Source organism: Paraburkholderia sp. MM6662-R1, assembly GCF_050436245.1.
Classification (GTDB): Bacteria; Pseudomonadota; Gammaproteobacteria; order Burkholderiales; family Burkholderiaceae; genus Paraburkholderia; species Paraburkholderia tuberum.
Genome location: NZ_JBNDLV010000001.1, coordinates 855,419 through 880,496, shown reverse-complemented (window position 1 = coordinate 880,496; position 25,078 = coordinate 855,419). Strand labels below are relative to the sequence as shown.

Genomic DNA, 25,078 nt, shown 5'->3' with positions numbered 1-25,078 from the left:
GATTCGTGTTTGTATTTTGTAATGTTTATCGGGATTTCCCAGCGCCCATTTTTTATGAAGTTTATGGCAATGGCGTTTTGACGGGGCGGCCCGTGCCGGTCCGCGCGCCGCATCGAACCTTCATGTACAGTTATTTCGCCAACTGATCGACATATCGCTATGTCCTTGACGCCATCGCCTTCGTTGCTCGACGAGATGCTCGACGCTGTCGTGCGTCGCTATCGCCTGCCGGCGCTTGCGGCCGTCTGCGCGCCGACGCAGCAAGCGAGACCCGCCACCGTGCTCGCGCTCGCGATCGAGCAGGCTCGCGAGGCGAGCGCGCGTGGCGAAGCGCCGGATGCGGCGAACCAGCGCTTCTTCGTCGAGGCGCTCGCGCGCATGATTCGGGAGGCGATGCGCGAGGAAGCCGGCGACCCGGTGTTTCAGGCGATGCTGCTACGGCATCGCAGCACGGTGGTGCGCGAGTACGCGTCGCTGGCCGCGCACGCGAGCGTCGATCGCCGGCTGATCTACGCGGCCGTCAATGCGATCGCACATCCGGCCAAACAGCAGCGGCTGCTACCCGGCCTGCAACGCGACGCGCTGGCGCGTCTGCATGCGCTGGCGTTCGCCGAAGCGTGGCCCGAACTGGCCGAAGCCGTGCAAGCTTGCATCGATACGCCGCAAATCGCGCACGACGCGGCGTTGCAACGCGGTCTCGCGCAATTGCTGGAGAGTGCCGCTTTGCAGCGCTTGCGCCGTCTTTACGCGCTCGCGTCCGACGAGCGCGTGCGTCAGTACCAGACGCTGTGGGATCGCCAGGGGCCGCGCCCGGGAAGCTCGACTGCCGTGGCACGAGGCTTGAGTTCGAAGCAGCGCGGCGCCGCGGTCGAGGCATCGGCCGCCGATGCGCTCGACGCGCTCGCGCGGCGCCTCAATGACGCGCAGGGTGCGCTCGCCTCGTACCGTGTCGTGAACTCGATGCGCGTGCCGGCCGCGATACCCGCGAGCCACGAGCGCGCGAAAACCGAATGGGACGTGGTGCTGCTGCGCCAGGCACAGCCCCCGGCCGACGCGGCGGCGTGGGACGTCTGCCTGCTCGTCGAAGCGAAGGCATCGGTCGATGCGGCCACCAGCGATCTGCCGCGGCTCGTGCGTGGACTGACGCTGCTTGCGCATGCGGACCCGCACACCGTCTACCCGTTTCGGACGCAGCAGGGGACGGTGGGTTTGAGCGGCGCGTCGCTCGCCGCGCTGACGAGCGACGGGGCCGGTCTTCGCAGGACCGTGCTCTATTGCTGCGACGCACCCGTCGAAGCGGCGCCGCGCGTGCTGGGCCCTGCGAGCCGGATGCAGCTGCTGTCGGCGCACGCCAGCCTCGATTTCGCGGCCGCACTGGCGGATGGGCGCGACACCGATTGCGCGGTGCTGGAACCGGTGTGGCATCAGTTGCTCGAATCGCCGAGATGGCGGACGGCGCTCGACCAGTACGCGACGCTGCGCGAGGTCCGCGAATTGATGGTTCATCCGGACGACTTGCGGGCCGCCGTCGGCATCGCCGACGCAAGACGGTTGAGCGCGGCGCGCTAGGCCTGCCAGGTCTGCGTAGGGCCAACGCGAGCGCTGTGCCGCAGTCGCGGCGCGATTGCATTGGAGGTGGCGCGCGCGTTGCTCGTAGCGATAGATCTTCGAGCAAAAAGGAGTGGTGATGGAAACGCTGTCGAAGCGACTGTCGGACACACAGGTGCAGGTTGCCAGCAAGATCTACGGATTTCGCTCGCCACAGGAGGCGGACCGTTTCGTGCAATGTCTACGCGACGGCGACGCGAGCCGCTGCGTCGCGGACGTTCCGCCCGAGACAGCAACCGATGCCTATCCCCCCGGAACCCGCACCGGGTCGGGCGCCGGCATGACGATCGGGCCGCCGCCGGGCGGGCTCGATAGCGACGAGTAACGTGTTTGCGCCGCGCGCGTGTTGCGACGCCCGCGTCAGCGCACCGGCCCCAGCGACGCCGACAGAGGTGCTGAGCCGCTGCCCAGCGTCCGGTCGATCAGATAGCGGCCCTGTTCGATGCCGGCGCGCAACGCTTCCGCCTCGGTAAGCCATTCCGGCGTCACGGGCTCCACGTTGGCCAGATTGGCGGGTATCTCCAGCGGCCGGCCCTCGCGGGAAATCGACACGTCGGCGATCCAGGCGCCTCGCGAGTTCCGATGCGCGGTCACCGTGATCAGCGCGCCGCGGTGCGCGTCATGCATCGCGTGGTGGGAGCCGGGCTCGGCGCGCGCGGCCGGCATCGCGCGTCCGTCCGCGCTAGCCATATCGGAGCCGGTCTCGCCGATGCTTGCGCCGGCGGTGCGGTCAGTGTGATCGGTTGGGGGGAGCGGGGTCATGCTGTCCTCGGCGAGCGAATGATCTGCCTGATTCGAGCAAGCGCTGTGCCGACAGGGCGAACGCGTGCAGGCATCCGTCCAGAAACGGGCACGCGGCGTGCGATCGCTCAGCGCGGGCCCGGCTCTTGCGCTGCGCTCAACGCTGGCGCCGCTTCGCTCTGTCGGCCGAGAGGCGAAGTCTTTGCTGATGGCGGCCGGCGCAAATGAATCGTAAGGAGGACGGAATGTCGATCCATGCGAAGGTCACGAGGTGGCGCAATGTCGGGCGATTCTGCGTCGAACGTGTAACCGACTATAGCGAACTGCTCGCGCTGGAAGTCGAGGAGACGCGAAAGCGTCTGGTGCGCGAGTTGAGCGCACTCGTGGCGTTGGCAGTAGCGGGCCTGTTCACGCTGTCCTTCATTTGCATCGCGATCATCGCCACCGCGTGGCAGACGCCTTACTTCCTTGCGGTGGTCTGGGGCGTTGCCGCCGCGTGGCTGCTCGTGTGCATCGTGTCCTTGCTCGTCTTGCGGGCGCAGAAACCGGCGCAATCGCTTCACGTGCTCAAGGCCGAGATTCATTCCGATCTCGACGCTCTCAGGGAGTCGCTCAAATGAGTCAGCCACATCACGCAAATGAGCTTGCCCGGGTCACCATTCTGGAACGCATGGAGGCATCGCGAGCCGCATTGGTCGCGGCGAACCAGACTGCCGCGTTGCCGGCGGTGCGGGCAGCCTCGCGCTACTCCGCCGGCAATGTGCTCGCGTCGCTCGCCGAGGCGCCGCATGTTGCGCTGCTTCTCGCGCTGGTGATCGGCGGCATCGTGCTGGGGCCGCGCCGCACGCTGTCGATCGCGGGCCGTTCCGGTCTTGCGGCGTGGATCGCCCGCAATGTGCGGCGGTCGATCGCGCAGTGACGCCCTGAGCGAATGCAGCGATCGGACCAGGCAAAGCAGAATCGCCTCAGCGAACCGTGTGCAACCCTACCAGCCTGCTAGACTGGAAGTTCCCCTGCAAGCCATGGAGGGAGATATGACGACCGTCTACGTCGTGAAGACCGGCGAAAAGTTCCTCTGCACCGCAGAGGACGGCGATATCGGCATGGCACCGGAGATTAAGGAAGCCACGTCCTTTCGCTCGTATGAGGAAGCGAATAAAGTCGCGAGCGAGCACGCCGACCCCGGATACGAAATCCTGACCATCGACGTTAAGAAACGCTGACGAGGTGTTAGCTGTTCGCGCCAGGCGCTCAGCGAAACAAGGCAGGCAATTCAACAGGCGCCATGCAATATGGCGCTCGACCGGGTGCGTCCGAAATCGTCGTCATGACGGCTTCGGGCATTCAGGCGGCAGCCGAAACCACTCTGCAAGCGCGCATAGCACGACACTCCACGCCGTCCCCGGCGGAGACGGCATGCTCTGCATCGTCGAGCTGGTCAGACGGGCAGGCTTACGATCCGCCAAAGAACACCGGCTTCATCCCACTCGTGCTGGCCGGATTACCCATCTGCTGCGTACCGCTGGTCGCGGGGCCATAGCCGCTGCTCTGGCCTGCGGCAGTGGCGTTGGTGGTCGGCATGTTGGTAGGAAAGTCGACGGTATTCGCATTGGCCGGATTGAAGCCGGCTTGCTCGAGCTGAGCGATTTCTGCCTGCACTTGCGCGTGCGTCAGCGCCCCGTCCGACTGCGCCAGCGATGCAACTGACACAGCCATGACCGCGACCGCGCAAGCTGTGTGGACTAACGTCTTCATGATGGCCCGCCTCCTTGTTGGTTACTCCGGCTGACTCGCGCTTTGCTTTTCGCGGTTCAACTGATCAAAGGTTAGGTGAGGAACCGTACAGTGGTCGTTTATTTTTCATGGTAGGGGGTTCGTCCATCAGCCGACGCTGGTCGACGCTCGCGCCCGAACGCTCCGATGTCGGCCGCGCATCCGGACCGTACCTCCGGACACGAGCCGACATCATCGAAGCGTGGGTCAAGCAGCCGTTCGCGGGTCGTCGTCGAACATCCGCATTCCCGCGGGTGCCGTCGTCAAGAAAGCTCAGGTGCGCGTAATCGAAGCCCCACCGTCCACCAACGAAGCGGTACCCGTCACGAAGGACGAATCGTCGGAAGCAAGGTAGAGCGCCGAGCGGGCAATCTCTTCCGGCTTTGCGACCCGCTTGAGCGCGTGCAGCCCGGTCACGAACGTCTGCGATTCGGCCGTATCGTTCATGCCGCGATACGTCTGCGTGTCCACCGCGCCCGGGAGGATCGCGTTGACGCGCACGCCTTGCGGGACGTATTCAGCCGCGAGCGCTTGCGTCAGTCCGACCAGCCCGGCTTTGCTCGCGGCATAGGCGGCGGTCCCCGGGAAGGCGAACGAGTAGCCGACGAACGTCGACGTGAAGATGATCGACCCACCGCCTTGCTTGATCATTTCAGGAATCTGATGCTTGGCGCCGACAAACGCGCTCGTCAGGTTGGTGGCCAGCGTCGCTGACCTACGCGCAGGCCGGCTCGTCCAGGTATTGCCTGAATACCGTTTGCCGGATATCGATGTGCTCGCGCTGTATCCGAGCCGTCGCCACGTGAGCGCAAAAGTTCGTGCGGCAATCGATTTCCTGGTCAACGCGTTCGCGGGCGTGCCACCGTGGGACGAGACGTGAAGGGATGTCTGATGTGTGTCGGCTATCCCGAAACCGGATGCCTGCAATTGGGGAAGAGGCCGCCGGGCACGGCGCGTTCGATAGCACGATTCAACTGGAATTCGGTCTGTCACCGTTCTTTAATGTGTCGTATGGCGTGTCATGCAGGAGACCTGACACACCCGATGAAAACTGCACATTGAATTACCGGCACGGTCGCCCTCCAACGAGCTCATGCGGTGGCAGGTCTGGATCAGCGATGTCCCGGAACAAGAACCGACGGGAGACATTCGTGAGAACATCCGACGCCATCATGGCCGGTCTGATCTGCTGTTCATGCGCAGCCGCGGCCTACGCCGCCGACATCAAGGGAGCCGGCAGCACGTTCGCCGCTCCCCTCTACACCCAATGGGCCGCCGACTACCAGAAGTCGGGTGGCAGCAGGGTGATCTATCAGGGCACGGGTTCGTCCGATGGGCTCAAGCAGGTCATCGCCCGGGAAGTCGACTTTGCGGGCTCGGACGCGCCACTGACCGACGATCAACTGACCCGCAACGGCTTGCGGCAATTTCCAACCGTAATCGGCGGCGTGGTACCCGTCGTGAACCTTCCGGGGCTCAAAGCCGGCGAGGTGATGTTGACGGGGCCGGTCGTCGCCGACATCTATCTCGGCAAGATTCAGTTCTGGGACGACCCGGCAATCGTGCGGTTGAACCCAAAGATCAAGATGCCTAATTACCCGATTGCCGTGGTGCGTCGCCAGGATGGCTCGGGCACGACGCTGATCTGGACTCACTACCTCGCGCAGGTCAGTCCGGAATGGAAGCGCAGGGTAGGCGAAGGCACTAGCGTGCGATGGCCGCTCGGCATCGGCGGCAAAGGCAACGAGGGCATTGCCACGTACGTCGGCTATCTGCCCGGCGCAATCGGCTATGTCGCATGGGATTTCACGAAACAGAACCGCTTGAAGTACGTTGCCATGACCAATGCGGCGGGTAATGTCGTTCAGCCCAGCGCCGCGACCTTCAGGGCAGCCGCGGCGAGCGCCGACTGGTCGGGCTCTCTCTCGCAATCGCTGACCAACCAGCCGGGCAAGGATGCCTGGCCGGTCATGGGCGCGACTTATGTGTTGCTTCCCGCGACGCCGAACAAGCCGGGCCACGACGAAGCCACCTTGAAGTTTTTCGAATGGGCGTTGAGTCATGGTGGGCCGACGGTCAACGCGCTGGATTACATACCGCTTCCGGAGCCGGTCGTGACGAAGATCCGCGCACAATGGCCCGCCGATACAGGCGAAAAGTCGGTGCACAACGCGTTCGCAGTGCCGTGACCAGCAATCGTGTCTGGCGCGTGTCGATTTCCCCTATGATCATTCGTCGTAGTCACTGGAGGCGCCGTTGCCTCAAGACACTTTCGTCTTCTAAGGGAAAACCCAAATGCGCGTCATGGTCATGATCAAGGCAACCCCCGAATCGGAAGCCGGGCAAATGCCGAGTACCGAACTCCTCACGGCGATGGGGCAGTACAACGAGCAATTGGTCAAGGCCGGCATCATGCAGGGCGGCGACGGGTTGAAGCCGAGTTCGGCCGGCGCTCGCGTGAGGTTCTCAGGGAAGGACCGCACCGTCATTGACGGCCCGTTTGCGGAAACCAAGGAATTGATCGCCGGGTACTGGCTCTGGCAGGTTCAATCGATGGACGAAGCGATTGAATGGGTAAAGCGCTGCCCGAATCCGATGGTCAGTGATTCAGAGATCGAGATTCGCCCGTTCTTTGAGCCTGCGGACTTTGGCGAAGCTTTTACGCCCGAGCTTCAAGACGAGGAAAATCGTCTGCGCAGGCAAATTGACGGGCAGATGCGTTGACGATTTTCACCGCATCAGTCTGCGGGTACGAACGCAATCCAGATCCGACTGTCCGAGACGCTACGCGGGCTTCCGATACGTTGTCCGGAAGCCCGATGCCACGGGTCGATAATTGCCGTCGTCAGTGGGTGTCGCCGGCCAACCGTTCGAAGCCGGTCAGTGCGAAGGTATCTGCTCGATCTTATCGGCGCTCAGGTCGCTCGGGAAGCAATGAGGATGCTCAAAGCCGATCGGAGATCCGCTCGTTGAATAGACGATGTTATCCGTGTTGTTCGGGCCTTGGCCGGCGGGTACAGTGCCGAGCCCCGCGAGCTTGCGCATGCGATAGGCGATCGCATGATCGGCGCAGGCGCTATCGCCGCTCACACCCAATCCTCCGATGACTTTCCCTGCTGCATAAAGCGCGACGCCGCCGCCGAAGGTAATGACGCCGCCAAGCGTGTGTCCGATGCCGCTGCCCTGTTCGAGGAAGCGCGCGTCAAAAGGATTCGAATTATTCAGGCCGTAAAGGGAGCCGCCCGGCTGGGCGGCCGCATAGAGATTTGCCGTCGATAGGGCGAGTGCGTCGTTGCTGAAACCGTTCGCGGTATAAGCCTTCGCGATTGCAATGGCCCGGCTACCGGGCCAGGCGTCGCCGGTCACGATCACCGAACACAGATGCCCCTGCCGATCGACAAGGGCCGCCCACATCCGGTTAGGCTTGAAGATCCCGCCGTTCGCATCGGGCAGGTTCACGACCGTATTCAACTGCTTTTCCACCAATGCGACCGTACCTTGCGGTAGCGTGCATCGGGCTTGTGGGACATCATCATCGCCAGAGGCACGACTTTCGTGCGAAAAGGACGCAATACAAAACGCTGCGACAGCGACGGTAAGCATCTTACGCATGACGATTCTCCTGACGATCGATTTGACAGCAGGCACGCTGTGGGCGAGAACGCGAACAAACAATAGGACAGCCAATGAAATAAACAACTCATCGCTGTTGAATGTCGGTGGCGAGCTCCCCGGCAGCGAACGTACCTCGTTGATCCGGGACTTCGTGTAAATAGTGAAGGCCATTATGCAAGGGCAATTGGCCAAAACAGAGTGCCCGTCAGCCATGCTTGCCTGGCGTTCGACACTGCTACGGACACGAGCGACGATCGGCTCGCCGGAGCGTGGTGCGGCGACGGTTTTGATCGATTGGATGGCGCGGCATATAGTTGGCGCGTGCGCAACACTCTCATTGGAGATCGACGCAATGCCTTATCTACAGCTTGATGTAAACGATCACTACTCTGTCGAGAGCAAAAGACTGCTCGCGGCGAAAATGAGTGAGACCTATGCTCGGATGATGTCGGTGGACGTCAGGCGAATCAGCGTAGGCGAGCGATGAGGGTCCGGGTTCCGCGGCCTGTATTTGCGCATGGCCGTATGACGTCGGCGATATGCCGGAACCACGAGGGCGCCAGGATCGGATCCGCCTCCGTTGCGCCACAACCTGAGCCAAAGTAGGAGGAGGACCATGAGCAGGCTTGCGACATCCCGGGCAGGTAATCGGCGGACGCGACCGTGGTGGATTGTCTTGATTACCACGGTGTTCTGTTTCTTATGCCAGAGCGTCGTCGCGCAAGCGGACGACGGCGCGGCTCGCCTGCACGCGAAATATCAAAGTCTGACGCAGCAACTCGCGCACAACCAGTTTCAGCGACCGCTGTACCTCGAATCGCAGGAGTTGCCGTCGGCGCTCAAGGGCGATATTTACGGGGTGCTCAACTATCCTTTCGCGGTGGTCAGCGGCGCGCTCAACGACCCGACTCAGGGCCCGGCCAACTGGTGCGACGTGCTGATCCTGCATCTGAACACCAAATACTGCCATGCGTCGACCAGCGACAGCGGTACGATCCTCACCGTGAACATCGGCAAGAAAACCGAGGAATCGCTTTCGTCGTCGTACCGCGTGCAATTCAACTTTCGTGCGGTAGCGAGCACCCCTGATTATTTTCGCGTCGAGCTCACTGCCGCCAAGGGTCCGCTGAGCACGAAAGACTACCGTATCGTGCTGGAAGCGATACCGGTGGGCGATAACCGCACCTTTATTCACCTGACCTACGCGTACGGATATGGCACGGCGGGACGGATTGCCATGAAAACCTACCTGGCGACGATCGGCAGCGACAAGGTCGGCTTTTCCGCTACGCCCGATTCGTCGACGAGCGAGCCGCAATACATCGGCGGCGTGCGCGGCCTGGTCGAACGCAATACGATGCGCTACTACCTCGCCATCGATGCTTATCTTGGCGCGCTTTCCAGCCCGCCCAACGCCCGCCTCGACAAACGCCTCGCTGACTGGTTCGATGCCACCGAGCAGTATCCGCGCCAATTGCACGAGGTCAGCCGCGCCGACTATATGCAAATGAAGCACGACGAGTATCAACGTCAGCAGATCGCCCAGTGATCCGCGCAGCGGGCGGGGATCTGATCAATGCAACGCAATATCGTGTTGAAGGTTTTTTCGGGGGGATGTCGATCCGATGGTGCGTCGATCGTCGTTACCTGGTAAGACAATTGGTCAGGAACCTTGGATCCGCCGTTTTGCGCCAAGTCTGGCCGCCATCGTCATCCGACCTGGGAGCACACTGTGGACCGACTCGACAATCCGATCCTGCGAGTCCTGGAAGGCTACAAAGCCGCGGTATTGGCAAAAGACGTGGACGCGTTCGTTGCGCTATACGACCGCGAGGCGGTGGTCTTCGACATGTGGGGGACATGGTCGTACCACGGCATCGCATCGTGGCGCGCCATGGTGGAGGGCTGGTTCGGTTCGCTGGGTACAGAACGTGTGATAGTCGATTTCAGCGCGGCGCAAACGATCGTCGCCGCGGACCTCGCCGTCGTTCACGCCTTCGCGACATATAAAGCCGTCGACGCCGACGGATTGGAACTGCGCTCCATGGACAATCGCCTGACCATGACGCTGAGGCAGCAGGCCGACGGATGGAAAATTGTCCACCAGCACACTTCCTCTCCGATCGAGGTCGGCACGGCGCAGGTAATTTTCAGGCGCTAGCGGTCTGGCGGTTCGACATCGCGCGTCGGCTCGCGAATAATCACGGCTGCGTGACTTTCCAATTTGCAACGTACCTTCTGTTTAAAAGCAGCCATGAAACCATTGCTTGCCGGCCGATGCCTTTGCGGTGCCGTCCATTACTCGGTAAGAGACGAATTCGTCTATGCGTTGAACTGCCACTGTTCAAACTGCCGGCGCGCGACCGGCTCGGCGTTCAAACCCTTCGCGGGAATCGAGCGCGACAAGCTGCGCATCACTCGGGGCGAAGACAGCCTGTTGATTTTCGGCGATGAACGAGCGTCGCATGATGTGCGCTGCAAAATATGTGGAAGCCTGATGTTCTCGGTGGTTCGTCAGGGGCAGTACGTTCACGTCACGCTGGGAACACTCACGGACTCGCCCGCCATGTCTCCCACTGGCCACATTTTCGTGGGTTCAAAGGCACCGTGGTATTCGATCACTGACCAATTGCCGCAACACGACGAATTCGGGTGAGTCTCCTTCCTATCGCAACATCGACTCGAAAGGCGCCGTACCAGCCGCCGCCCTGCGACAGCACGATCAGCGGCAGATGATGGCCTGCTATCGGCGCGCCGGCCGCGACGGTCCGGGTGACGTCGCCCAAGGCGTGCGGCGTGGCCGGCGCATCGGTGGGATACCAGATTCCGGCAGTGAGCGGCGGCTCGGCGGGCTGAGCTCCGGACGTCTCGAGGTCTATGAGACCAAAGTCCAATTGAATATTTCAGGCGCGGGTTCAATAGTAGTGAAACGCCGCGTTCTGTCGACGACAAAGCCGGCGCGATCCTCTTCATAAAATGCCGGAATTGCAGGCAGGCCTTGGTATTGGCGTCAAGAACGTTCCAGTGGGTTTGAGTTTTCGCGATTGCAGGCCTATCACGGTGTCGCCGCCGAACTGCGACGGGACCTGGCGGGAGAACAACTTATGCTGCTCACACCGATTCCCCAACGGACTCCATCCCGAGAGATGCTCGACGTCCTGATCCGCGCCGGACTCATCGCGGTCCTGGCCGTATTCTGTTTTCGGATCTTCGCGCCGTTTCTTAACCTGATGGCCTGGTCGGTGATTCTTGCGATCACGCTCTATCCGCTGCAGGTCCTGCTTCGCTCCATGCTCGGCGGCAAGGATGGCCTGATCGCCACGCTGATCGTCCTTGTCGCGCTCGTCGTGATTCTGGTGCCAACGTATGCGCTGGGTCTCGCGGTAGCCGATTCGGTCGAGAAATCGATAGCCATTGCCAGGAGCGGTAGCTTCCGGATTCCGCCTCCCGCGGACTCGGTGGCGAGTTGGCCGCTGGTCGGCCAGCGTGTGTACGACTTCTGGCAACAGGCATCGACGGACCTGACCGGTCTTGCGCATAAATTCGCCCCGCAGCTGAAGGAGGCCGGGCTCGCTGTGCTTGCAACGGTGACGGGGCTCGGTGCCGGCCTGGTGATATTTTTCGTCGCGCTGATCGTCGCAGGAATCCTGATGGCCCACGGTGAGAAGGGCTATCACAGCGCGGTGCAGATCGCCTCGCGCATCTCGGGCCCCGAGAACGGCGCTCAGATCGCCGACTTGTGCACGGCGACGATTCGCGCGGTGGCCCAGGGTGTAGTGGGCATCGCGTTTATCCAGATGCTGCTGATCGGCATCGGCTTCGTCGTGAAGGGGATACCCGGCGCGGGGTTGCTCGCGCTGGCCGTGCTGCTGCTCGGCATCATGCAATTGCCGGCCACGCTGATCACCATTCCGGTGATCGCCTTCGTGATCGTCACGGACGGCGTGAACACCGCAAACATCATCTTCTCGGTTTACGTGTTCGTCGCGGGCCTCGCCGACAACGTGCTCAAGCCATTGATGCTGGGCCGTGGCGTCGCGGTGCCGATGCCCGTCGTGCTGATCGGAGCGCTCGGCGGCATGGTGACGGGAGGCGTCATCGGGCTATTCGTTGGGCCCGTGATGCTGGCCGTCGGTTATCAGCTGTTCTGGCGCTGGGTCCGAGACCAGCCTCAACCCAGGCAACCCACGCAACCCACGCAGACCCACGAACAGAAGCAGACCTGAAGCTCGAGGATGGCTCCGTGTCACCGTTGATGCGTCCGTACGGGATCGCAGTGCTGTTCGGGGCGGCGGTTGGCCTGAGCGGATGCATGCGGGTGGGCCCGGACTTCAAGCCGCAGCATGAAGCGTGGAGCGAGCACTGGAGTAGCGAATCGATCACGCGGGTCACGCAACCGGGTGCACAGCCCGATGTGCGCCAGTGGTGGCTGATCTTCGACGATAGGAATCTCGAACGTCTGATCGCCGAAGCCGACGCGAACAACGGCGACCTGAAAATCGCCGGACTGCGCGTGCTCGAGGCGCGCGCACAGCTCGGCATCGCGCTCGCGGGACGCTATCCGCAGGTGCAGCAGGCGAGCGCCGATGTACTGGCTTCGGCGCGCAAGCGCTCGGATGGTTTCAATCCGCGCTCGGGCGCCTTCGTGCAGTACGGCGCGGGCTTCAGCATCGGCTGGGAACTCGATTTCTGGGGGCGTTTCAGCCGCGCGATCGAATCGGCCGACGCCGGGTTCTTCGCCGCGCAAGCCAACCGCGACGATGCGCTGGTTCTGTTGCACGCGCAGGTCGCGGATACGTATTTCACGCTGCGGGTCGCGCAGGCGCGGCTACGTATAGCTCGCGAGAACGCCCAGTTGCAAAAACGCAGCTACGACATCGCTCAAAAGCTCTTCAAGGCTGGCGAATCCGACGAACTCGACTTCCAGCAGGCGAAGACGCAGTACCTTGGGACGCTGAGCAGCATCCCCGATCTCGAAAGCCAGATCGTGCTTGCGCGTCATGCGCTGTCGGTGCTGATCGGGCGAGCGCCGGGTCCGCTGCCGGAACTCGACGTGCAGTCGGGCAAGGAAGGCGTGGTGCCGCTGGTGGATCATGCGGTGCTGCAGGACGTACCGGCCGATCTGCTGTTGCGCCGCCCTGACGTTCGCGCGGCCGAGTATCAGATGGCTTCGCAGTCGGCGCTCATCGGCGTGGCAAAAGCGGATCTGTACCCGTCGGTATCGTTGCTCGGCACGCTGACGTGGACCGCCAGTTCGCTCGCGGGCGCACCGAGCACACTGCTCTTTGCCGCGGGCCCGAGCGTGACGTGGAACGTGTTCGATTACGGCAGGATCACGAACAACGTGCGCGTCCAGGACGCGCGGCTGCAAGAGTTGACGCTCGCTTATCAGAACACGGTGCGGGAGGCGGCGCGCGAGGCCGACGATGCCGCGACGGCGCTGCTCGCCGCCTTGCAGCGCGACACCATTCTGAATGACGCGCAGGGCGCGGCGCGGCGCTCGCTGACGCTCGCCAATACGATCTATCGGGAAGGGTATTCGGACTTCCAGCGGGTCCTCGATGCGCAGCGCGCGCTGTTCGCGCAGCAGGACGCGTACGTGGTCAATCGCAGCAATGCGCTCGGCAGTGTGATCGCGCTTTACAAGGCGCTCGGAGGCGGCTGGGAAACCGAACAGCCGCTCGTCGACGCGGCGACGCGCGCGCAGATGCGGCAACGCACCGATTGGGGCGACCTGCTCGACCAAACGGCGCCGTCTTCCGGTACGCCGGGGCAAGCCGAAGGGGCGTCACGATGAGCGATACCCAGGATACCCGCGAGCCTCGAACCGCCGCCCCGCCGAAGTCGTCGACGCCTGCCGCCGACCCTTCGGGCAGGGCGGTCAAATGGGTCGTCTGTCTGATCGCGCTGAGCCTGATCTGGTATCTGCTCGCCGACCGTTTCACGCCGTATACGCAGCAGGCGCGGATTCAGGCCTATGTCGTGCCCGTCGCCGCCGAGGTGTCGGGACGCGTGACGCGGGTGTTCGTCCATAACAACCAGGATGTCAACGCGGGGGACGTGCTGTTCGAAGTCGATAGCGAGCCCTACCGCATTGCCGCTGACCGCGCGCGCGCCGATCTGGAGTCCACGCGCCGGCAGCTCGGTGCCAGCACGGCCGGCATCGAGTCGGCAGTCGCGGCGTTGCGGGCCGCCATCGCGAACGAGGTCAAGGCGCGCCAGGACAGCGACCGTCTCGAGCGACTCTATCGTGAAGACGAGGGCACCGTCTCCCTGCGACGCCTCGAGGTCGCGCGGGCGACGCATGAACAGGCGCTAAGCCAGGTCGACGGGGCCCGTGCCGAAGTCGAGCGGGCGCGGGAGCAGCAGGGCGGAAGCGAGGCGGAGAATGCGCAGTTGCGCAGCGCCGCTGGCGCGCTGGAGAAGGCCGAACTCGATCTCGCCAACGCGCGGATCAAAGCCCGCTCGAGCGGCGTCGTGACCGATCTGCGCACGGAAGTCGGTCAGTTCGCCGCGGCGGGCAATCCGGTCATGACGCTGATCGCGATCCGCGACGTGTGGATCAGCGCCGACATGACGGAGAACAATCTGGGCCATCTCAAACCCGGCACGCGCGTCGAGATCGCCTTGGACGTGCTGCCCGGCGAAGTGTTCGGCGGGCGGGTTCGCAGTATCGGCTATGGCGTGAGTGTGGGGCAGAGCACGCCGGCGGGCAGCCTGCCCACCGTGCAGAATAGCCGCGACTGGCTGCGTCCCGCGCAGCGTTTCCCGGTAATCGTCGAATTCGACGACAGCGAGCGCGCGCGTCTGCGCGATCTGCGGGTGGGCGGGCAGGCCGAAGTGATGGCGTTTCCGACCCAGGGCAATCCGCTCAACCCGCTGGGACACGCGTTCATCCGGCTGATGAGCTGGCTCTCCTACGTCTATTGAGAAGCCCATGCAGCCCGTGACCCAGCGCCTCGGTTATCGCGCGATACGTGTGGCCATCGGAACGGCGATCGCTCTTGCCGTCAGCTTTGGACTCGATTTCCCGATACCCGTCGTCGCGCCGGTATTCACGGTTTTTCTGCTGGCCACGCAGAATCGCCCGCTATCGTTGAAGGCCGGCGTGATTCTTTCGCTGGTGGTGGCGTCGACCACCGGCAGCGGCCTGCTCCTCGTTCCGTTGCTTCGTCACTATGCGTTGGCCGGCATCATGATCGTCGGCCTCATGCTGTTCTTCGCGTTTCGTTACGGGCTGCGTGGCGGCAACAATCTCGTCGCGACTTTTCTGGTCGCGGGACTGACGATGATTTCCGCCGCGGGCACGGCCGACTTCGAACTGGCCCTGACGGTCGTCGGCGCGCTGGCGAAGGGACTTCTGCTTGCCGTGCTGGCCTCGACGCTGGCGCACAGCTTGTTTCCTGAAAGCATGGGCGCGCGAGAACAGCCCGCTGCGGCAGCGATGGCGGAAGACGAGGCGGCCTATATCGCGCTGCGTGCCGCGCTCGTCGTCATGCCGGCCTATCTGCTCGCGATGACCGACCCGGCGAACTACATGCCGATCATCATGAAGTCCGTTAGCCTCGGCAGACAAACCTGCACGACCTCGGCCCGCGGCGCCGCACGCGATCTGATCGGCTCGACGCTGCTCGGCGGTCTGCTCGCCATCGCGTTCTGGTTTGCGCTGAGGCTGTTCGTGCATTTGTGGATGTTCTTTCTGTGGATGCTGTTGTTCGGCCTGCTGGTGGGACGCAAGCTGTACGGCCTGCAACCCACGCGTTGTTCGCCGGGCTTCTGGCTGAACAGTCTCGTGACGATGATCATTCTGCTCGGGCAATCGGTGCAGGACAGCGTGGCGGGCAAGGATGTCTACACCGCGTTTGCCGTGCGAATGGGGCTCTTTCTGGCCGTAACGGCCTATGCGTATTTGATGCTTCTGCTTTTCGAGCAGCACCGCCGTGCGGAGTGAGGCGGTGCGGCATGCTGCAAAGCCGAGCCGGTGATCGCAACAGGAGCGTGCGATGGGAAATGCGACAGGCGATGGCGCGGTCCGTCCTCGGGCCGGCGAGATCCTGAAGGAAATGGCGATAACCCTGTGGTATCTGAGAGCGATTCTGATCGGTCTGCTTCTACTGTTCGTCCTGCTGACGTTTGGCATGGACTACTGGGGCGCGCCCGTCGAGACAGCGAACCGGACACCGTCGCCGCTGGGTGAAACCGTGTACTTCTGCGCGATCACGGCGCTCACCATCGGGTACGGCGATGTCGTGCCCACTTCGGCGTTCGGCCGGATCGACGCCGCATGCCTCGGGCTGATCGGCGTGGTATTCACCGGCTTGATCGTGGCCGCGGCTGTACGAGGTGTGCAGGAGGCCGCGCATCGGGCGGAAAGGACGGGATAGCGAGGCGCGCAACAGAATGAGACGGACCGGACGGTATTGAAAGCGGCAGTCAAGGCTGGACGTATTCAGGTCATTCGTGAATGAGGTTCAAGTCCCAGCCTGACTTTTTCTAAACGACATCGGCTAATTGCCTTCCGGCATTTTCGACGAATGATGGCTGGTAATCAGCCACTTGTGCCCATTCCACGCGTAGGTGAACGTATAGCGCGCCTTGACGACCGAGCCGTCCGCGAACTTGAAGGTGTAGAGCCCCGAGTCGATCGCCGTGTTGCATTCGATCATGATGTCGCGGAAGTCGATCGTGCCGACCGGTTTGTTTTCGAGGAAGTGTTTGAAATAGTCGAGCTTTTCGTCGGCGGTCAAACGCGGCTTGTTCGAGACGGTCGGCAGCAGGATCGAGTTCGGCGCGTAGTTCGCCACGACCTTCCGCGGGTCGCCGGTTTTCAGCGAGTCGTTCCAGCGATCGAACAGTGCGGAAATCTGCTTTTCGGAGGTGGGATGGCAGGCTTCGGACCTCGCGAATGCGCTGCCATGGGCCACGACCGCAACCATCGCAAAGACGACGGACGGCCCGTCTACGCTGATTCTCATGATGCCCTCCGCGATCGTTGCCGGTGGATTGTTCCGCCAGTAAATCGAAATTGCACACGGCATATCCGCCACAGCATCGACGTTAGAGGACAAGAACCCGGGTTATTTGCGTCGGTTCAGCTCGCTTCTTCCAGAACCACGACACTGCGCGCCTCCACGCGCGACTGATCGCTTTCGATAGCGCCCTGTTGCGCCGCTTGCACGATGTCATGCGGACTGTCGCGCGCGGTATCGACGATACGCCGCCAGTGCCGCCCGTCGGGCGCCGGCAACTGGACCGTGCGGGCGCAATCGTCCATGTTGAACACCACGTGCAGTGCGGTCTCGCCAGGCGCTTCGCCGCCCAGCGTGACGGCGAGAAGCCGCGCGGCTGGATCGTGCCAGCCCGGCTCGTTCAGGCGCTCGCCGTGCCACGCCGCATCCGGCCGAGTCTGCCCCGGCGAGGGCCGGCCGGTCAGGAAATAGCGCCGCCGCAAACTTGCGTGGCGCTTGCGCATCACGATCAGCTCGCGCACGAAGCGCAACATGGCCGAGCCGGCTTCAGTGGGTGTCCAGTCGAACCAGCTGAGGGTGTTGTCCTGACAATAGGCGTTGTTGTTGCCGCGCTGGCTGCGCAGCACCTCGTCGCCGGCGAGCGTCATTGGCACACCCAGACTCAGGAACAGGATGGCCATCGCGTTGCGCGCCTGGCGGTGTCGCAGACCGAGAATCTGGGCGTCGTCGGTCTCGCCCTCGGCGCCACAGTTCCACGACAGGTTGTCGGAGCTGCCGTCGCGATTCTCGTCTCCGTTGGCTTCGTTGTGCTTCCATTCGTAGCTGACGAGATCGATCAGCGTGAAGCCGTCGTGGCACGTCACGAAGTTGACGCTGTTGTTGGGCAGCCTGCCGTCGTCCGCATAGAGGTCCGAGCTGCCCGCGATGCAGGTCGCGACCGCCCCGATGAGCCCCGGGTCGCCGCGCACGAAACGGCGAATCACGTCCCGATAGCGGCCGTTCCACTCGGCCCATGCCATGCCGGGAAAGGCGCCGACCTGATACATCCCGGCGGCGTCCCACGCCTCCGCGATCAATGGCACGCGCGACAGCACACGCGAAGACTCGATCGCCCAGGGCAGCGGTGGATCGACCATCAGCTCGCCGCGCTGATCGCGCGCGAAGACACTCGCCAGATCGAACCGGAAGCCGTCGACGCCGAGTTCTTCCACCCAGTATTCGAGGCAGCGCACGATGAACGTCGTCACCAGCGGATGGTTGCAATTGATCGTGTTGCCGCAGCCGGTGTAGTCCCGGTAGCGGCGCCGGTCGACCGCGTCGAGGTGGTAGAAGATATCGTTGACGAGGCCCTTGAAGTTGATGACGGGGCCCGTCTCGCCCGCTTCGGCCGTATGGTTGAACACGACGTCGAGCAGCACGGCGATGCCCGCGGCGTGCATGGCGTCGGTCAGCGCGCGAAACTCCTGGGGCGCGCGCGCGGGATCGCGGCAGTAGCGAGGATGCGGGCTGTAATAGCTATGCGTGCTGTAACCCCAGTAGTTGCTCAGGCCGAGGGCCGCCGTGGCGGGCGGAACGTCCTGTTCGTCGAAGGCCATCACCGGCAGCAACTCGACGTGGGTCACGCCAAGCTGCGTCAGGTACGGAATCTTTTCGATCAGGCCGGCGAAGGTACCGGGATGCTGCACGCCGCTCGACGGATCACGTGTAAAGCCGCCGACATGCAGCTCGTAGATGATCGCGTCGTCGAGTCCGCGCGGGATACGCCCAGGGGACGAGGGCAGGGGTTCCGTCACGATCGCGCGGTGGGTTTTGTGCCCGTCGGGATTCGGCTGGCCGACTGGAGGCCGCGTCCACAGCACGTCGCTGACCGCGCGGGCATACGGGTCGAGGAGTTCGCGGTCGGGGTCGAACGCGTGGCCGCTAGAGCGCGTATCGCGCGGACCGTCCGCCCGCCACGTGTAGTAGGTGCCGAACGGCAGCGCTTCGACCATCACGTGCCAGTAGTAGAAGGTGCGGTTGCAAGCGGCGGCGAGCGTGATGATCTGGAACGGCTCGGGGCTGTCAGCCGCGTCGTACAGCAACAGCTCGACGCGCGTCGCGTGACGGCAGAAGATGCAGAAATTGATGCCGCCGGGCACCGCCGACGCGCCCACGGGAAACCGCGACCCGGAGCGAACCGCATGAGCACGCACCGATCCCGTTTCAGGGTCATTGATCAAGGGTGATCCTCATCGGGCGGATCTTCCAGATCTTGTCGCAGTATTCGCCGATGGCGCGGTCGGAAGAGAACTTGCCCGAGCGCGCGGTGTTCAGGATCGACATCCGGGTCCAGCGCCGCGTGTCCTGCCAGGCGGCGCTCACGTCGTCCTGACGCGCCACGTAGGCGGTATAGTCGGCGAGCACGAGAAACGGGTCCGCGTGCGTCAGATTGTCGATCAGCGGGCGGAACATCTCGCGGTCTCCTCGCGAGAAATGACCGTCGGCGATCAGTTGCAGCACTTCGCTCAGTTCCGCGTCGTCCTTCACATAGTCCGCGGGGCGATAACCCGCGCGCTTCACACGTTCCACTTCGTCGGCGCTCAGGCCGAACAGGAAGAAGTTTTCGTCGCCGACCTCTTCGCGGATTTCGACGTTGGCGCCGTCGAGCGTGCCGATCGTCAACGCGCCGTTCATCATGAACTTCATGTTGCCGGTGCCCGATGCTTCCTTGCCGGCCGTCGAAATCTGCTCGGACAGGTCGGCGGCAGGGTAGATGAAGTGCGCGTTCTTCACATTGAAGTCCGGATAGAACACGACTTTCAGCCGCCCGTTCACCACCGGGTCGTTATTCACGACTTCGGCGATGCCGTTGATCAAACGGATGATCAGCTTGGCCGTTGCGTAGCCGGGCGCCGCCTTGCCGCCGAACACGAAACAGCGCGGTGTCAGCGCGAGCTGCGGATCACGCAGCAGGCGCCGGTACAGCGTGACGATCAGCAGCGCGTTCAGATGTTGCCGCTTGTATTCGTGGATGCGCTTGACCTGCACGTCGAACAGCGCGGCAGTGTCGACGCCGATGCCCGTGACGCTCCGGATATGCTCGGCGAGCACGGCCTTGTTCGCCTGCTTCACGCTACGCCAATGCTGCTGAAACGTGGCGTCGTCGGCATAGGCTTCGAGCTTGCGCAGTCGCGCGAGATCAGTGACCCAGCCAGCGCCGATGGTCTCGTCGAGCAGCCGCGCGAGCGCCGGATTGCAAAGCAGCATGAAACGGCGCGGCGTGACGCCGTTCGTGACGTTGTGAAAGCGCTCGGGCCACAATTCGGCGAAGTCCCGCAGCACGGTCTGCTTGAGCAGCCCGGAATGCAGTTCGGCGACGCCGTTGATCGCGTGGCTGCCGACCGTCGCCAGATGCGCCATGCGCACGAGCTTGTCGCCGCGCTCGTCGATCAGCGACATGCGTGCGATGCGCGCGTCGTCGCCCGGATAGCGCTGCCGGACCTCGTCGAGGAAGCGGCGGTTGATCTCGTAGATGATTTCGAGCAGGCGCGGCAGCAGGTCGCGCATCAGCGGCAGCCCCCAGGTTTCAAGCGCTTCGGGCAGCAGGGTGTGATTGGTGTACGCGAGCGCGCGCCGCGTGATGTCCCAGGCCTCGTCCCACGGCACCTGCCTGTCGTCCACCAGCAGACGCATCAGCTCGGCGACGGCGATCGACGGGTGCGTGTCGTTCAACTGCACGTTGAACAACTGCGCGAAGTGTCCGACCGGTTCGCCCCTGATTTCGAGCAGGCGCAGCATGTCCTGCAGCGAGCACGACACGAAGAAGTATTGCTGCGCGAGACGCAGGCGCTTGCCGATCTCGGGCTCGTCGTTCGGATACAGCACCTTCGACAGCGTCTCGGAGATGACCTTTTCGTTGACGGCCTCGTAATAGTCGCCGGCGTTGAAGTCCTGCAGGTCGAACGACTCGACCGCCTCGCTCTTCCACAGCCGCAAGGTGTTGCACGTGTTGACGTGATAGCCGGGCATCGGCGTGTCGCAAGCCACGCCCTTGACCTGCCGTGTGGGTATCCAGCGCACGCACAGGTGCCCGCGTGCATCGGTTTCGTCGTGGGTGCTGCCGCCGAACCCCACGTAGTACGCAACCTCCGGGCGCACGATCTCCCATGGATGGCCCTTTTGCAGCCACTTGTCGGTGGTTTCGACCTGCCAGCCGTCGCGAATCTGCTGGTCGAAGATGCCGAACTCGTAGCGGATGCCATAGCCGACGGCCGGTATTTCCAAAGTTGCGAGCGAATCCAGATAGCAGGCCGCGAGGCGGCCAAGTCCGCCATTGCCGAGCCCCGGCTCTTCCTCGAGTTCGAGCAGCATATCGAGGTCGACGCCGAGCGCGCGCAGCGCTTCGCGTGCGTTGGCCTCGATGCCGAGATTGACGAGGTTGTTGCCGAGTTGCGGGCCGATCAGGAACTCGGCGGACAGGTAGCAGGCGACCCGCACATCGCTTCCGGCGTAGGTCTGTACGGAGGTTGCCCAGCGGGCCAGCAGCCGGTCGCGCACGCTATACGCGAGCGCCATGTACCAGTCATGCGGGGAAGCGATCGCCGGATAGCGTCCCCGCAGGCACAGCAGATTGTCGAGCACGCCGCGTTGGAGCGCGGCGGCGCTCAGGCCGGTGCGCGCTGCATCCGCGCTTTGCTGCGAGGTCGTGGTGGGAGCGTCGGCCATGATGCTTTCCTCGGTGCATGCTGCGCGTGACGTTCAGAAGGGCCAGACCCAGTCGACGATCTCGGCGCGGTCCGTGCCATGCGTATGCGCATAGTTCAGGTTGCTGACGATCGCGTTCCTCATGTCTTCCCTGAGATGCGCGGATCTGCCCTGCAAGCGCGGCACGCGGTCGAGCACGTCGATCACCAGATTGAAGCGGTCCACCTGATTGAGAATCGCCAGTTCGAGCGGCGTGTTGATGTTGCCTTTCTCCTTGTAGCCCCGCACGTGCAGATTCTCGTGATTGCGAAAGCGATAAGCGAGCTTGTGGATCAGCCACGGGTAACCGTGGAAATTGAAGATCACCGGCTTGTTGGTCGTAAACAGGCTGTCGAATTCGCGTTCGGTCGAGCCGTGCGGGTGCTCGCTCGCCGGCTGCATCCTGAACAGGTCGACCACGTTGACGAAACGCAGCTTCAGTTCGGGCAGACGTTCGCGCAGGATCGCCGTCGCCGCCAGCGCTTCCTGGGTGGCGACGTCGCCGCACGAGGCCATCACCACGTCCGGTTCGGCGTCCTCGTCGTTGCTCGCGCGCCGCCACACGCCGATGCCTTTGGCGCAGTGCACGACGGCTTCGTCGATGGTGGTGAATTGCAGGTGTTTCTGCTTGTCGGCGACGATCACGTTGATGCAGTCGGTGGTGCGCAGACAGTGGTCGACGACCACTAGCAGCGTGTTCGCGTCGGGCGGAAGATAGACGCGCGTGACCGAGGGGCTCTTGTTGGTGACGAGATCGATGAAGCCGGGGTCCTGATGCGAAAAGCCGTTGTGATCCTGCCGCCACACGGTCGACGACAGCAGAATGTTTTCCGCCGACACCCACGCGCGCCATGGCACGTGATTGCGGCTGATGTCGAGCCACTTCGCGTGCTGGTTGAACATCGAATCCACCACGTGCGCAAACGCTTCATAGGTATGGAAGAAGCCGTGGCGGCCCGTCAGCAGATAGCCTTCGAGCCATCCCATCAGCGTATGTTCGGACAGCATCTCCATCACGCGGCCGTCGCGCGCCAGTTCGCCGCCGTCCTCGTCCTCGGGGAGCATCTCGGCCATCCACACCTTCTTGCTGACCTCGTAGATCGACTGCAGACGGTTCGAGGCCGTTTCGTCCGGGCCGAACACGCGGAAGGTGTTCATGTTCGCGCGCATCGTGTCGCGCAGAAATTCGCCGAGTGGCCGCGTGTTCTCCTGCAGCACCTTGCCGGCGTGCTGCACATCCACCGCGTACGCGCGGATGTCGGGCAGCTTCAGTTCGCGGCGCAGCACGCCGCCGTTCGCGTGCGGATTGGCGCTCATGCGGCGCGGGCCTTGGGGCGACAGCGCCTTGAGTTCGGGGATCAGCCGGCCCTCGGCATCGAAAAGTTCGGCGGGCCGGTAGCTGCGCATCCATTCTTCGAGCACTTCGAGATTCGCGGAGTTGTTGCGCACATCGGAAAAAGGCACCTGATGCGAGCGCCACGAGCCTTCGACCTTGTGCCCGTTGATCTGCTTCGGTCCGCTCCAGCCCTTGGGCGTGCGCAGCACGATCATCGGCCAGAGCGGCCGCTCGAGATTGCCGTTCGCGCGTGCCTGCTCATGGATTGCGCGAATTTCGCCGAGCACGGTATCGAGCGTGTGCGCCATCTTCCGATGCATTTCCGCGTGATCCGATCCTTCGACGAAATGCGGGGTGTAGCCGTAGCCGACAAAGAGCGCTTCCAGTTCTCTGCTGCTGATGCGCGACAGGATGGTCGGATTGGCGATCTTGTAGCCGTTCAGATTCAGGATCGGCAGCACGGTGCCGTCGCGGGCCGGGTTGATGAATTTATTCGAATGCCACGCGGTGGCGAGCGGCCCGGTCTCCGCTTCTCCATCGCCGACCACGCAGGCCACGATGAGGTCCGGGTTGTCGAGCACGGCGCCATACGCATGCGACAGGCTGTAGCCAAGCTCGCCGCCTTCATGGATGGACCCGGGCGTCTCCGGCGTCACATGCGAACCGATATGGCCGGGAAACGAGAATTGCTTGAAGAACTTCTGCATGCCCTCGGCATCCGCACTCTTGTCCGGATAGATCTCCGAGTAGGTGCCTTCCAGATAGGTGGGGCCGAGCACGCCCGGTGCGCCGTGTCCGGGACCGGCCATGAAGACGACGTCGAGATCGTCGCGTTTGATCACGCGGTTCAGATGCGCCCAGACGAACGATAACGCCGGGCTCGCGCCCCAGTGTCCGAGCAGGCGATACTTGACGTGTTCGACTTTCAGCGGCTCCCGCAGCAGCGGGTTGTCCAGCAGATAGATCATGCCGACCGAAAGATAATTGCATGCGCGCCACCACGCATCGATCAGCTGAAGTTCGTCGCTGCCGAGCGCGGTCTGCCGCGAAGCGTCCGCCGCGGGATGTTTGCCCATACCGACGTCTCCTGTGCTTGCAGCCGCAACCCGAGGGTGTGGATCGTGTCGGGCGCCGCTGCGCAGGCGCTTCGATGATTGATGGGGTCCGAATCGCGCCTGTTGGCGGACCTCTGCAACCGGGTATTCTTCGCCAGCCGATGAACATCCATAACGCAGAATATGTTACTGCGCGAAGATTGCAAGGATGATCCGACACCGTCTCGCGCGGCCTGCGAAACCGCGTTTTGTATTCAGGCCGCGATCCGATGTTCGTAGAACGGCCGGTCCCGATCATCGAGAATCGCGTACAACGCTGCCAGATCGCGCGGATCGGGATTCAACCACGCGTCGATATGCTCAGGCTTGATCGGAATGATGCAGCGATCATGGCCGGCAGCGGCCACCTCGGGTGGCGGATCATCGGTGATGGCCGCGAAGGACAATAGATCGGGCTCGCCTTTGCCGCTCCAGCGGGACCATAAGCATGCGACCAGCATGTCGTGAGGCGGATTGGGCCGGAACTCGAGCCGGACATTTTCATCTTTCTCGCCGGGCGCCGGTTCGCGGCCTTCCATTCGCGCACGCGAGACGTTCTCATAGAAAGAACTGGCCAGCACGAGTCCATGCGAATAGCCGAATAGCGCTTTCCAGAAACTTTCGAGACTGTCCCGACGAGCGTTGTACGTGCCGGGATAGCGCGTGTCGTACGATGCGGGCTTGCCGGCCAGGCGGCACTGATAGCGCATCGGTTTGACGACGCGCTGGCCGTTCTCCATCACCATCACCGGCGCGTAGTAGCCGGGAAAGATGCGCGAGTCGCTTGCTTTGGGAGCGGTTCGGCCGAGGTCGTCGAGTCGCTCGAGCGTGCGGTCGATCTTGTCTTTGGCGATCCGTTTGCTCTCGGTCGCCGCCCTGGTGACTTTGGTCTGCAAAGAGCGCTCGGCATCGGCGAAGCGGGTGCGCTGTTTGAACAGTTCCTGTTCGAGCTTCACGGTCTGCTGCGATCTGAAGCGCTCGATCAGCGCCCAGACTTCCCGTTGCGCGTCGGACTGCGGTTCCGAGAAGGCGTCTTCCATCGCTTTGGGAATCCTGGCCTGACCGTCCTCTGCGCGTTCGAAGAAAAGACGCGCGAATTCCTCGATGCTCATGTGCGCGCCGAACATGCGGACGTAGCGCCGGTAGTCCGCCAGAATCTGAGCCGAATAGCACATGGATGCCTCCGTTTGCTGTTCCGATGATACGCATTTGCGCGCTCG

General features: G+C 63.2%; 24 protein-coding genes and 3 pseudogenes. 17 read left to right on the top strand and 10 right to left on the bottom strand.

What is annotated here, in order from left to right; genetic code table 11:
- Positions 1-159: 159 nt before the first annotated feature.
- Together OKW39_RS04285 and OKW39_RS04280 are read left to right on the top strand one after the other, a co-directional pair.
- Positions 160-1,569: a 3-deoxy-D-arabino-heptulosonate 7-phosphate synthase gene (locus OKW39_RS04285; RefSeq protein WP_429562145.1), complete on the top strand. Its 1,410-nt coding sequence runs from the start codon at positions 160-162 to the stop codon at positions 1,567-1,569.
- Positions 1,570-1,687: 118 nt separating this feature from the next.
- Positions 1,688-1,933 (top strand): hypothetical protein, encoded by a 246-nt coding sequence (locus OKW39_RS04280; RefSeq protein WP_429336257.1) that lies wholly within the window; start codon positions 1,688-1,690, stop codon positions 1,931-1,933.
- A gap of 35 nt (positions 1,934-1,968) precedes the next feature.
- On the opposite strand, the gene OKW39_RS04275 is transcribed toward OKW39_RS04280, so the two are convergent.
- The gene (locus tag OKW39_RS04275) at positions 1,969-2,370 is read right to left on the bottom strand and encodes a DUF6566 family protein (protein ID WP_429336258.1); all 402 of its coding nucleotides are present in this window, start codon (positions 2,368-2,370) and stop codon (positions 1,969-1,971) included.
- 224 nt (positions 2,371-2,594) lie between these two features.
- On the opposite strand from OKW39_RS04275, the gene OKW39_RS04270 reads away from it, so the two are divergent.
- From OKW39_RS04270 to OKW39_RS04260, 3 genes are all read left to right on the top strand, one after another.
- Entirely contained in the window at positions 2,595-2,969 is a 375-nt protein-coding gene (locus OKW39_RS04270; protein ID WP_429336259.1) for a phage holin family protein, read from the top strand.
- Complete coding sequence (locus tag OKW39_RS04265; RefSeq protein WP_429336260.1) at positions 2,966-3,268, top strand: hypothetical protein; 303 nt, start codon at positions 2,966-2,968, stop codon at positions 3,266-3,268. Before OKW39_RS04270 ends, OKW39_RS04265 begins: the two co-directional genes overlap by 4 nt.
- 115 nt (positions 3,269-3,383) lie before the next feature.
- Positions 3,384-3,572, top strand: a complete 189-nt coding sequence (locus OKW39_RS04260; RefSeq protein ID WP_429562144.1) for a hypothetical protein — start codon at positions 3,384-3,386, stop codon at positions 3,570-3,572.
- A gap of 229 nt (positions 3,573-3,801) precedes the next feature.
- Here the strand turns inward: OKW39_RS04260 and OKW39_RS04255 are convergent, their stop codons facing one another.
- Together OKW39_RS04255 and OKW39_RS04250 are read right to left on the bottom strand one after the other, a co-directional pair.
- Positions 3,802-4,104, bottom strand: coding sequence for a DUF4148 domain-containing protein (locus tag OKW39_RS04255; RefSeq protein ID WP_184029736.1), 303 nt, complete (start codon positions 4,102-4,104; stop codon positions 3,802-3,804).
- A gap of 291 nt (positions 4,105-4,395) precedes the next feature.
- A pseudogene (locus OKW39_RS04250) lies at positions 4,396-4,836 on the bottom strand (SDR family oxidoreductase); the annotation flags it as partial.
- Between OKW39_RS04250 and OKW39_RS04245 the strand changes: the two are divergent.
- The 3 genes and pseudogenes from OKW39_RS04245 to OKW39_RS04235 all read left to right on the top strand — a co-directional run.
- Positions 4,835-5,002 (top strand): annotated as a pseudogene (locus OKW39_RS04245) (LysR family transcriptional regulator); the annotation flags it as partial. The pseudogenes OKW39_RS04250 and OKW39_RS04245 overlap by 2 nt on opposite strands.
- A 292-nt stretch (positions 5,003-5,294) precedes the next feature.
- Complete coding sequence (pstS, locus tag OKW39_RS04240; RefSeq protein WP_429363721.1) at positions 5,295-6,311, top strand: phosphate ABC transporter substrate-binding protein PstS; 1,017 nt, start codon at positions 5,295-5,297, stop codon at positions 6,309-6,311.
- A gap of 106 nt (positions 6,312-6,417) precedes the next feature.
- Complete coding sequence (locus tag OKW39_RS04235) at positions 6,418-6,846, top strand: YciI family protein (RefSeq protein WP_184066858.1); 429 nt, start codon at positions 6,418-6,420, stop codon at positions 6,844-6,846.
- A 156-nt stretch (positions 6,847-7,002) separates the two neighbouring features.
- On the opposite strand, the gene OKW39_RS04230 is transcribed toward OKW39_RS04235, so the two are convergent.
- Positions 7,003-7,908: a GlcG/HbpS family heme-binding protein gene (locus OKW39_RS04230; protein ID WP_429361588.1), complete on the bottom strand. Its 906-nt coding sequence runs from the start codon at positions 7,906-7,908 to the stop codon at positions 7,003-7,005.
- 181 nt (positions 7,909-8,089) lie between these two features.
- On the opposite strand from OKW39_RS04230, the pseudogene OKW39_RS04225 reads away from it, so the two are divergent.
- From OKW39_RS04225 to OKW39_RS04210, 4 genes and pseudogenes are all read left to right on the top strand, one after another.
- Positions 8,090-8,221: pseudogene (locus OKW39_RS04225) on the top strand (tautomerase family protein); the annotation flags it as partial.
- A 132-nt stretch (positions 8,222-8,353) separates the two neighbouring features.
- Positions 8,354-9,286, top strand: a complete 933-nt coding sequence (locus OKW39_RS04220) for a hypothetical protein (protein WP_429563449.1) — start codon at positions 8,354-8,356, stop codon at positions 9,284-9,286.
- 183 nt (positions 9,287-9,469) lie between these two features.
- Complete coding sequence (locus OKW39_RS04215) at positions 9,470-9,898, top strand: YybH family protein (RefSeq protein ID WP_429562143.1); 429 nt, start codon at positions 9,470-9,472, stop codon at positions 9,896-9,898.
- Between the two features lie 93 nt (positions 9,899-9,991).
- A complete protein-coding gene (locus OKW39_RS04210) occupies positions 9,992-10,393 on the top strand; it encodes a GFA family protein (RefSeq protein ID WP_429562142.1) in 402 nt (133 codons plus the stop codon).
- Here OKW39_RS04210 and OKW39_RS04205 read toward each other — a convergent pair.
- Positions 10,356-10,631, bottom strand: a complete 276-nt coding sequence (locus tag OKW39_RS04205) for a hypothetical protein (RefSeq protein WP_429562141.1) — start codon at positions 10,629-10,631, stop codon at positions 10,356-10,358. The two genes, OKW39_RS04210 and OKW39_RS04205, sit on opposite strands and share 38 nt — an antisense overlap.
- Positions 10,632-10,841: 210 nt before the next feature.
- On the opposite strand from OKW39_RS04205, the gene OKW39_RS04200 reads away from it, so the two are divergent.
- Genes OKW39_RS04200 through OKW39_RS04180 form a run of 5 tightly spaced genes read left to right on the top strand, consistent with a single transcriptional unit; the run spans position 10,842 to position 16,121 of the window.
- Positions 10,842-11,963, top strand: coding sequence for an AI-2E family transporter (locus OKW39_RS04200; protein WP_429336263.1), 1,122 nt, complete (start codon positions 10,842-10,844; stop codon positions 11,961-11,963).
- Between the two features lie 29 nt (positions 11,964-11,992).
- Entirely contained in the window at positions 11,993-13,534 is a 1,542-nt protein-coding gene (locus OKW39_RS04195; RefSeq protein WP_429336633.1) for a TolC family protein, read from the top strand.
- Positions 13,531-14,667, top strand: a complete 1,137-nt coding sequence (locus tag OKW39_RS04190; RefSeq protein WP_429361582.1) for an HlyD family secretion protein — start codon at positions 13,531-13,533, stop codon at positions 14,665-14,667. Before OKW39_RS04195 ends, OKW39_RS04190 begins: the two co-directional genes overlap by 4 nt.
- A 7-nt stretch (positions 14,668-14,674) precedes the next feature.
- Positions 14,675-15,688 carry a DUF2955 domain-containing protein gene (locus OKW39_RS04185; RefSeq protein ID WP_429361580.1) on the top strand — a complete coding sequence of 338 codons (1,014 nt, stop codon included), beginning with the start codon at positions 14,675-14,677 and terminating at the stop codon, positions 15,686-15,688.
- A gap of 52 nt (positions 15,689-15,740) precedes the next feature.
- Entirely contained in the window at positions 15,741-16,121 is a 381-nt protein-coding gene (locus tag OKW39_RS04180; protein WP_090804188.1) for a potassium channel family protein, read from the top strand.
- A 123-nt stretch (positions 16,122-16,244) separates the two neighbouring features.
- Here the strand turns inward: OKW39_RS04180 and OKW39_RS04175 are convergent, their stop codons facing one another.
- The 5 genes from OKW39_RS04175 to OKW39_RS04155 form a co-directional block, all read right to left on the bottom strand.
- Positions 16,245-16,712: a protein kinase gene (locus OKW39_RS04175; protein WP_429361578.1), complete on the bottom strand. Its 468-nt coding sequence runs from the start codon at positions 16,710-16,712 to the stop codon at positions 16,245-16,247.
- A gap of 116 nt (positions 16,713-16,828) precedes the next feature.
- Positions 16,829-18,925 (bottom strand): glycogen debranching protein GlgX, encoded by a 2,097-nt coding sequence (glgX, locus tag OKW39_RS04170; RefSeq protein ID WP_429562140.1) that lies wholly within the window; start codon positions 18,923-18,925, stop codon positions 16,829-16,831.
- The gene (locus OKW39_RS04165; protein ID WP_429562139.1) at positions 18,915-21,410 is read right to left on the bottom strand and encodes a glycogen/starch/alpha-glucan phosphorylase; all 2,496 of its coding nucleotides are present in this window, start codon (positions 21,408-21,410) and stop codon (positions 18,915-18,917) included. The genes glgX and OKW39_RS04165 overlap by 11 nt, the downstream gene beginning before the upstream one ends.
- Before the next feature lie 33 nt (positions 21,411-21,443).
- Positions 21,444-23,840, bottom strand: coding sequence for a phosphoketolase family protein (locus OKW39_RS04160; protein WP_429361572.1), 2,397 nt, complete (start codon positions 23,838-23,840; stop codon positions 21,444-21,446).
- Positions 23,841-24,073: 233 nt separating this feature from the next.
- Positions 24,074-25,033 (bottom strand): SOS response-associated peptidase family protein, encoded by a 960-nt coding sequence (locus OKW39_RS04155; RefSeq protein WP_429336270.1) that lies wholly within the window; start codon positions 25,031-25,033, stop codon positions 24,074-24,076.
- Between the last annotated feature and the right edge of the window lie 45 nt (positions 25,034-25,078).

What these genes read in the sequence shown, in the direction of transcription:
- OKW39_RS04285 (WP_429562145.1), top strand. Translation starts at nt 160, where the DNA reads ATGTCCTTGACGCCATCGCCTTCGTTGCTCGACGAGATGCTCGACGCT.
- OKW39_RS04280 (WP_429336257.1), top strand. Translation starts at nt 1,688, where the DNA reads ATGGAAACGCTGTCGAAGCGACTGTCGGACACACAGGTGCAGGTTGCC.
- OKW39_RS04275 (WP_429336258.1), bottom strand. Translation starts at nt 2,370, where the DNA reads ATGACCCCGCTCCCCCCAACCGATCACACTGACCGCACCGCCGGCGCA.
- OKW39_RS04270 (WP_429336259.1), top strand. Translation starts at nt 2,595, where the DNA reads ATGTCGATCCATGCGAAGGTCACGAGGTGGCGCAATGTCGGGCGATTC.
- OKW39_RS04265 (WP_429336260.1), top strand. Translation starts at nt 2,966, where the DNA reads ATGAGTCAGCCACATCACGCAAATGAGCTTGCCCGGGTCACCATTCTG.
- OKW39_RS04260 (WP_429562144.1), top strand. Translation starts at nt 3,384, where the DNA reads ATGACGACCGTCTACGTCGTGAAGACCGGCGAAAAGTTCCTCTGCACC.
- OKW39_RS04255 (WP_184029736.1), bottom strand. Translation starts at nt 4,104, where the DNA reads ATGAAGACGTTAGTCCACACAGCTTGCGCGGTCGCGGTCATGGCTGTG.
- pstS (WP_429363721.1), top strand. Translation starts at nt 5,295, where the DNA reads ATGGCCGGTCTGATCTGCTGTTCATGCGCAGCCGCGGCCTACGCCGCC.
- OKW39_RS04235 (WP_184066858.1), top strand. Translation starts at nt 6,418, where the DNA reads ATGCGCGTCATGGTCATGATCAAGGCAACCCCCGAATCGGAAGCCGGG.
- OKW39_RS04230 (WP_429361588.1), bottom strand. Translation starts at nt 7,908, where the DNA reads ATGGCCTTCACTATTTACACGAAGTCCCGGATCAACGAGGTACGTTCG.
- OKW39_RS04220 (WP_429563449.1), top strand. Translation starts at nt 8,354, where the DNA reads ATGAGCAGGCTTGCGACATCCCGGGCAGGTAATCGGCGGACGCGACCG.
- OKW39_RS04210 (WP_429562142.1), top strand. Translation starts at nt 9,992, where the DNA reads ATGAAACCATTGCTTGCCGGCCGATGCCTTTGCGGTGCCGTCCATTAC.
- OKW39_RS04200 (WP_429336263.1), top strand. Translation starts at nt 10,842, where the DNA reads ATGCTGCTCACACCGATTCCCCAACGGACTCCATCCCGAGAGATGCTC.
- OKW39_RS04195 (WP_429336633.1), top strand. Translation starts at nt 11,993, where the DNA reads ATGCGTCCGTACGGGATCGCAGTGCTGTTCGGGGCGGCGGTTGGCCTG.
- OKW39_RS04190 (WP_429361582.1), top strand. Translation starts at nt 13,531, where the DNA reads ATGAGCGATACCCAGGATACCCGCGAGCCTCGAACCGCCGCCCCGCCG.
- OKW39_RS04185 (WP_429361580.1), top strand. Translation starts at nt 14,675, where the DNA reads ATGCAGCCCGTGACCCAGCGCCTCGGTTATCGCGCGATACGTGTGGCC.
- OKW39_RS04180 (WP_090804188.1), top strand. Translation starts at nt 15,741, where the DNA reads ATGGGAAATGCGACAGGCGATGGCGCGGTCCGTCCTCGGGCCGGCGAG.
- OKW39_RS04175 (WP_429361578.1), bottom strand. Translation starts at nt 16,712, where the DNA reads ATGAGAATCAGCGTAGACGGGCCGTCCGTCGTCTTTGCGATGGTTGCG.
- OKW39_RS04165 (WP_429562139.1), bottom strand. Translation starts at nt 21,410, where the DNA reads ATGGCCGACGCTCCCACCACGACCTCGCAGCAAAGCGCGGATGCAGCG.
- OKW39_RS04160 (WP_429361572.1), bottom strand. Translation starts at nt 23,840, where the DNA reads ATGGGCAAACATCCCGCGGCGGACGCTTCGCGGCAGACCGCGCTCGGC.
- OKW39_RS04155 (WP_429336270.1), bottom strand. Translation starts at nt 25,033, where the DNA reads ATGTGCTATTCGGCTCAGATTCTGGCGGACTACCGGCGCTACGTCCGC.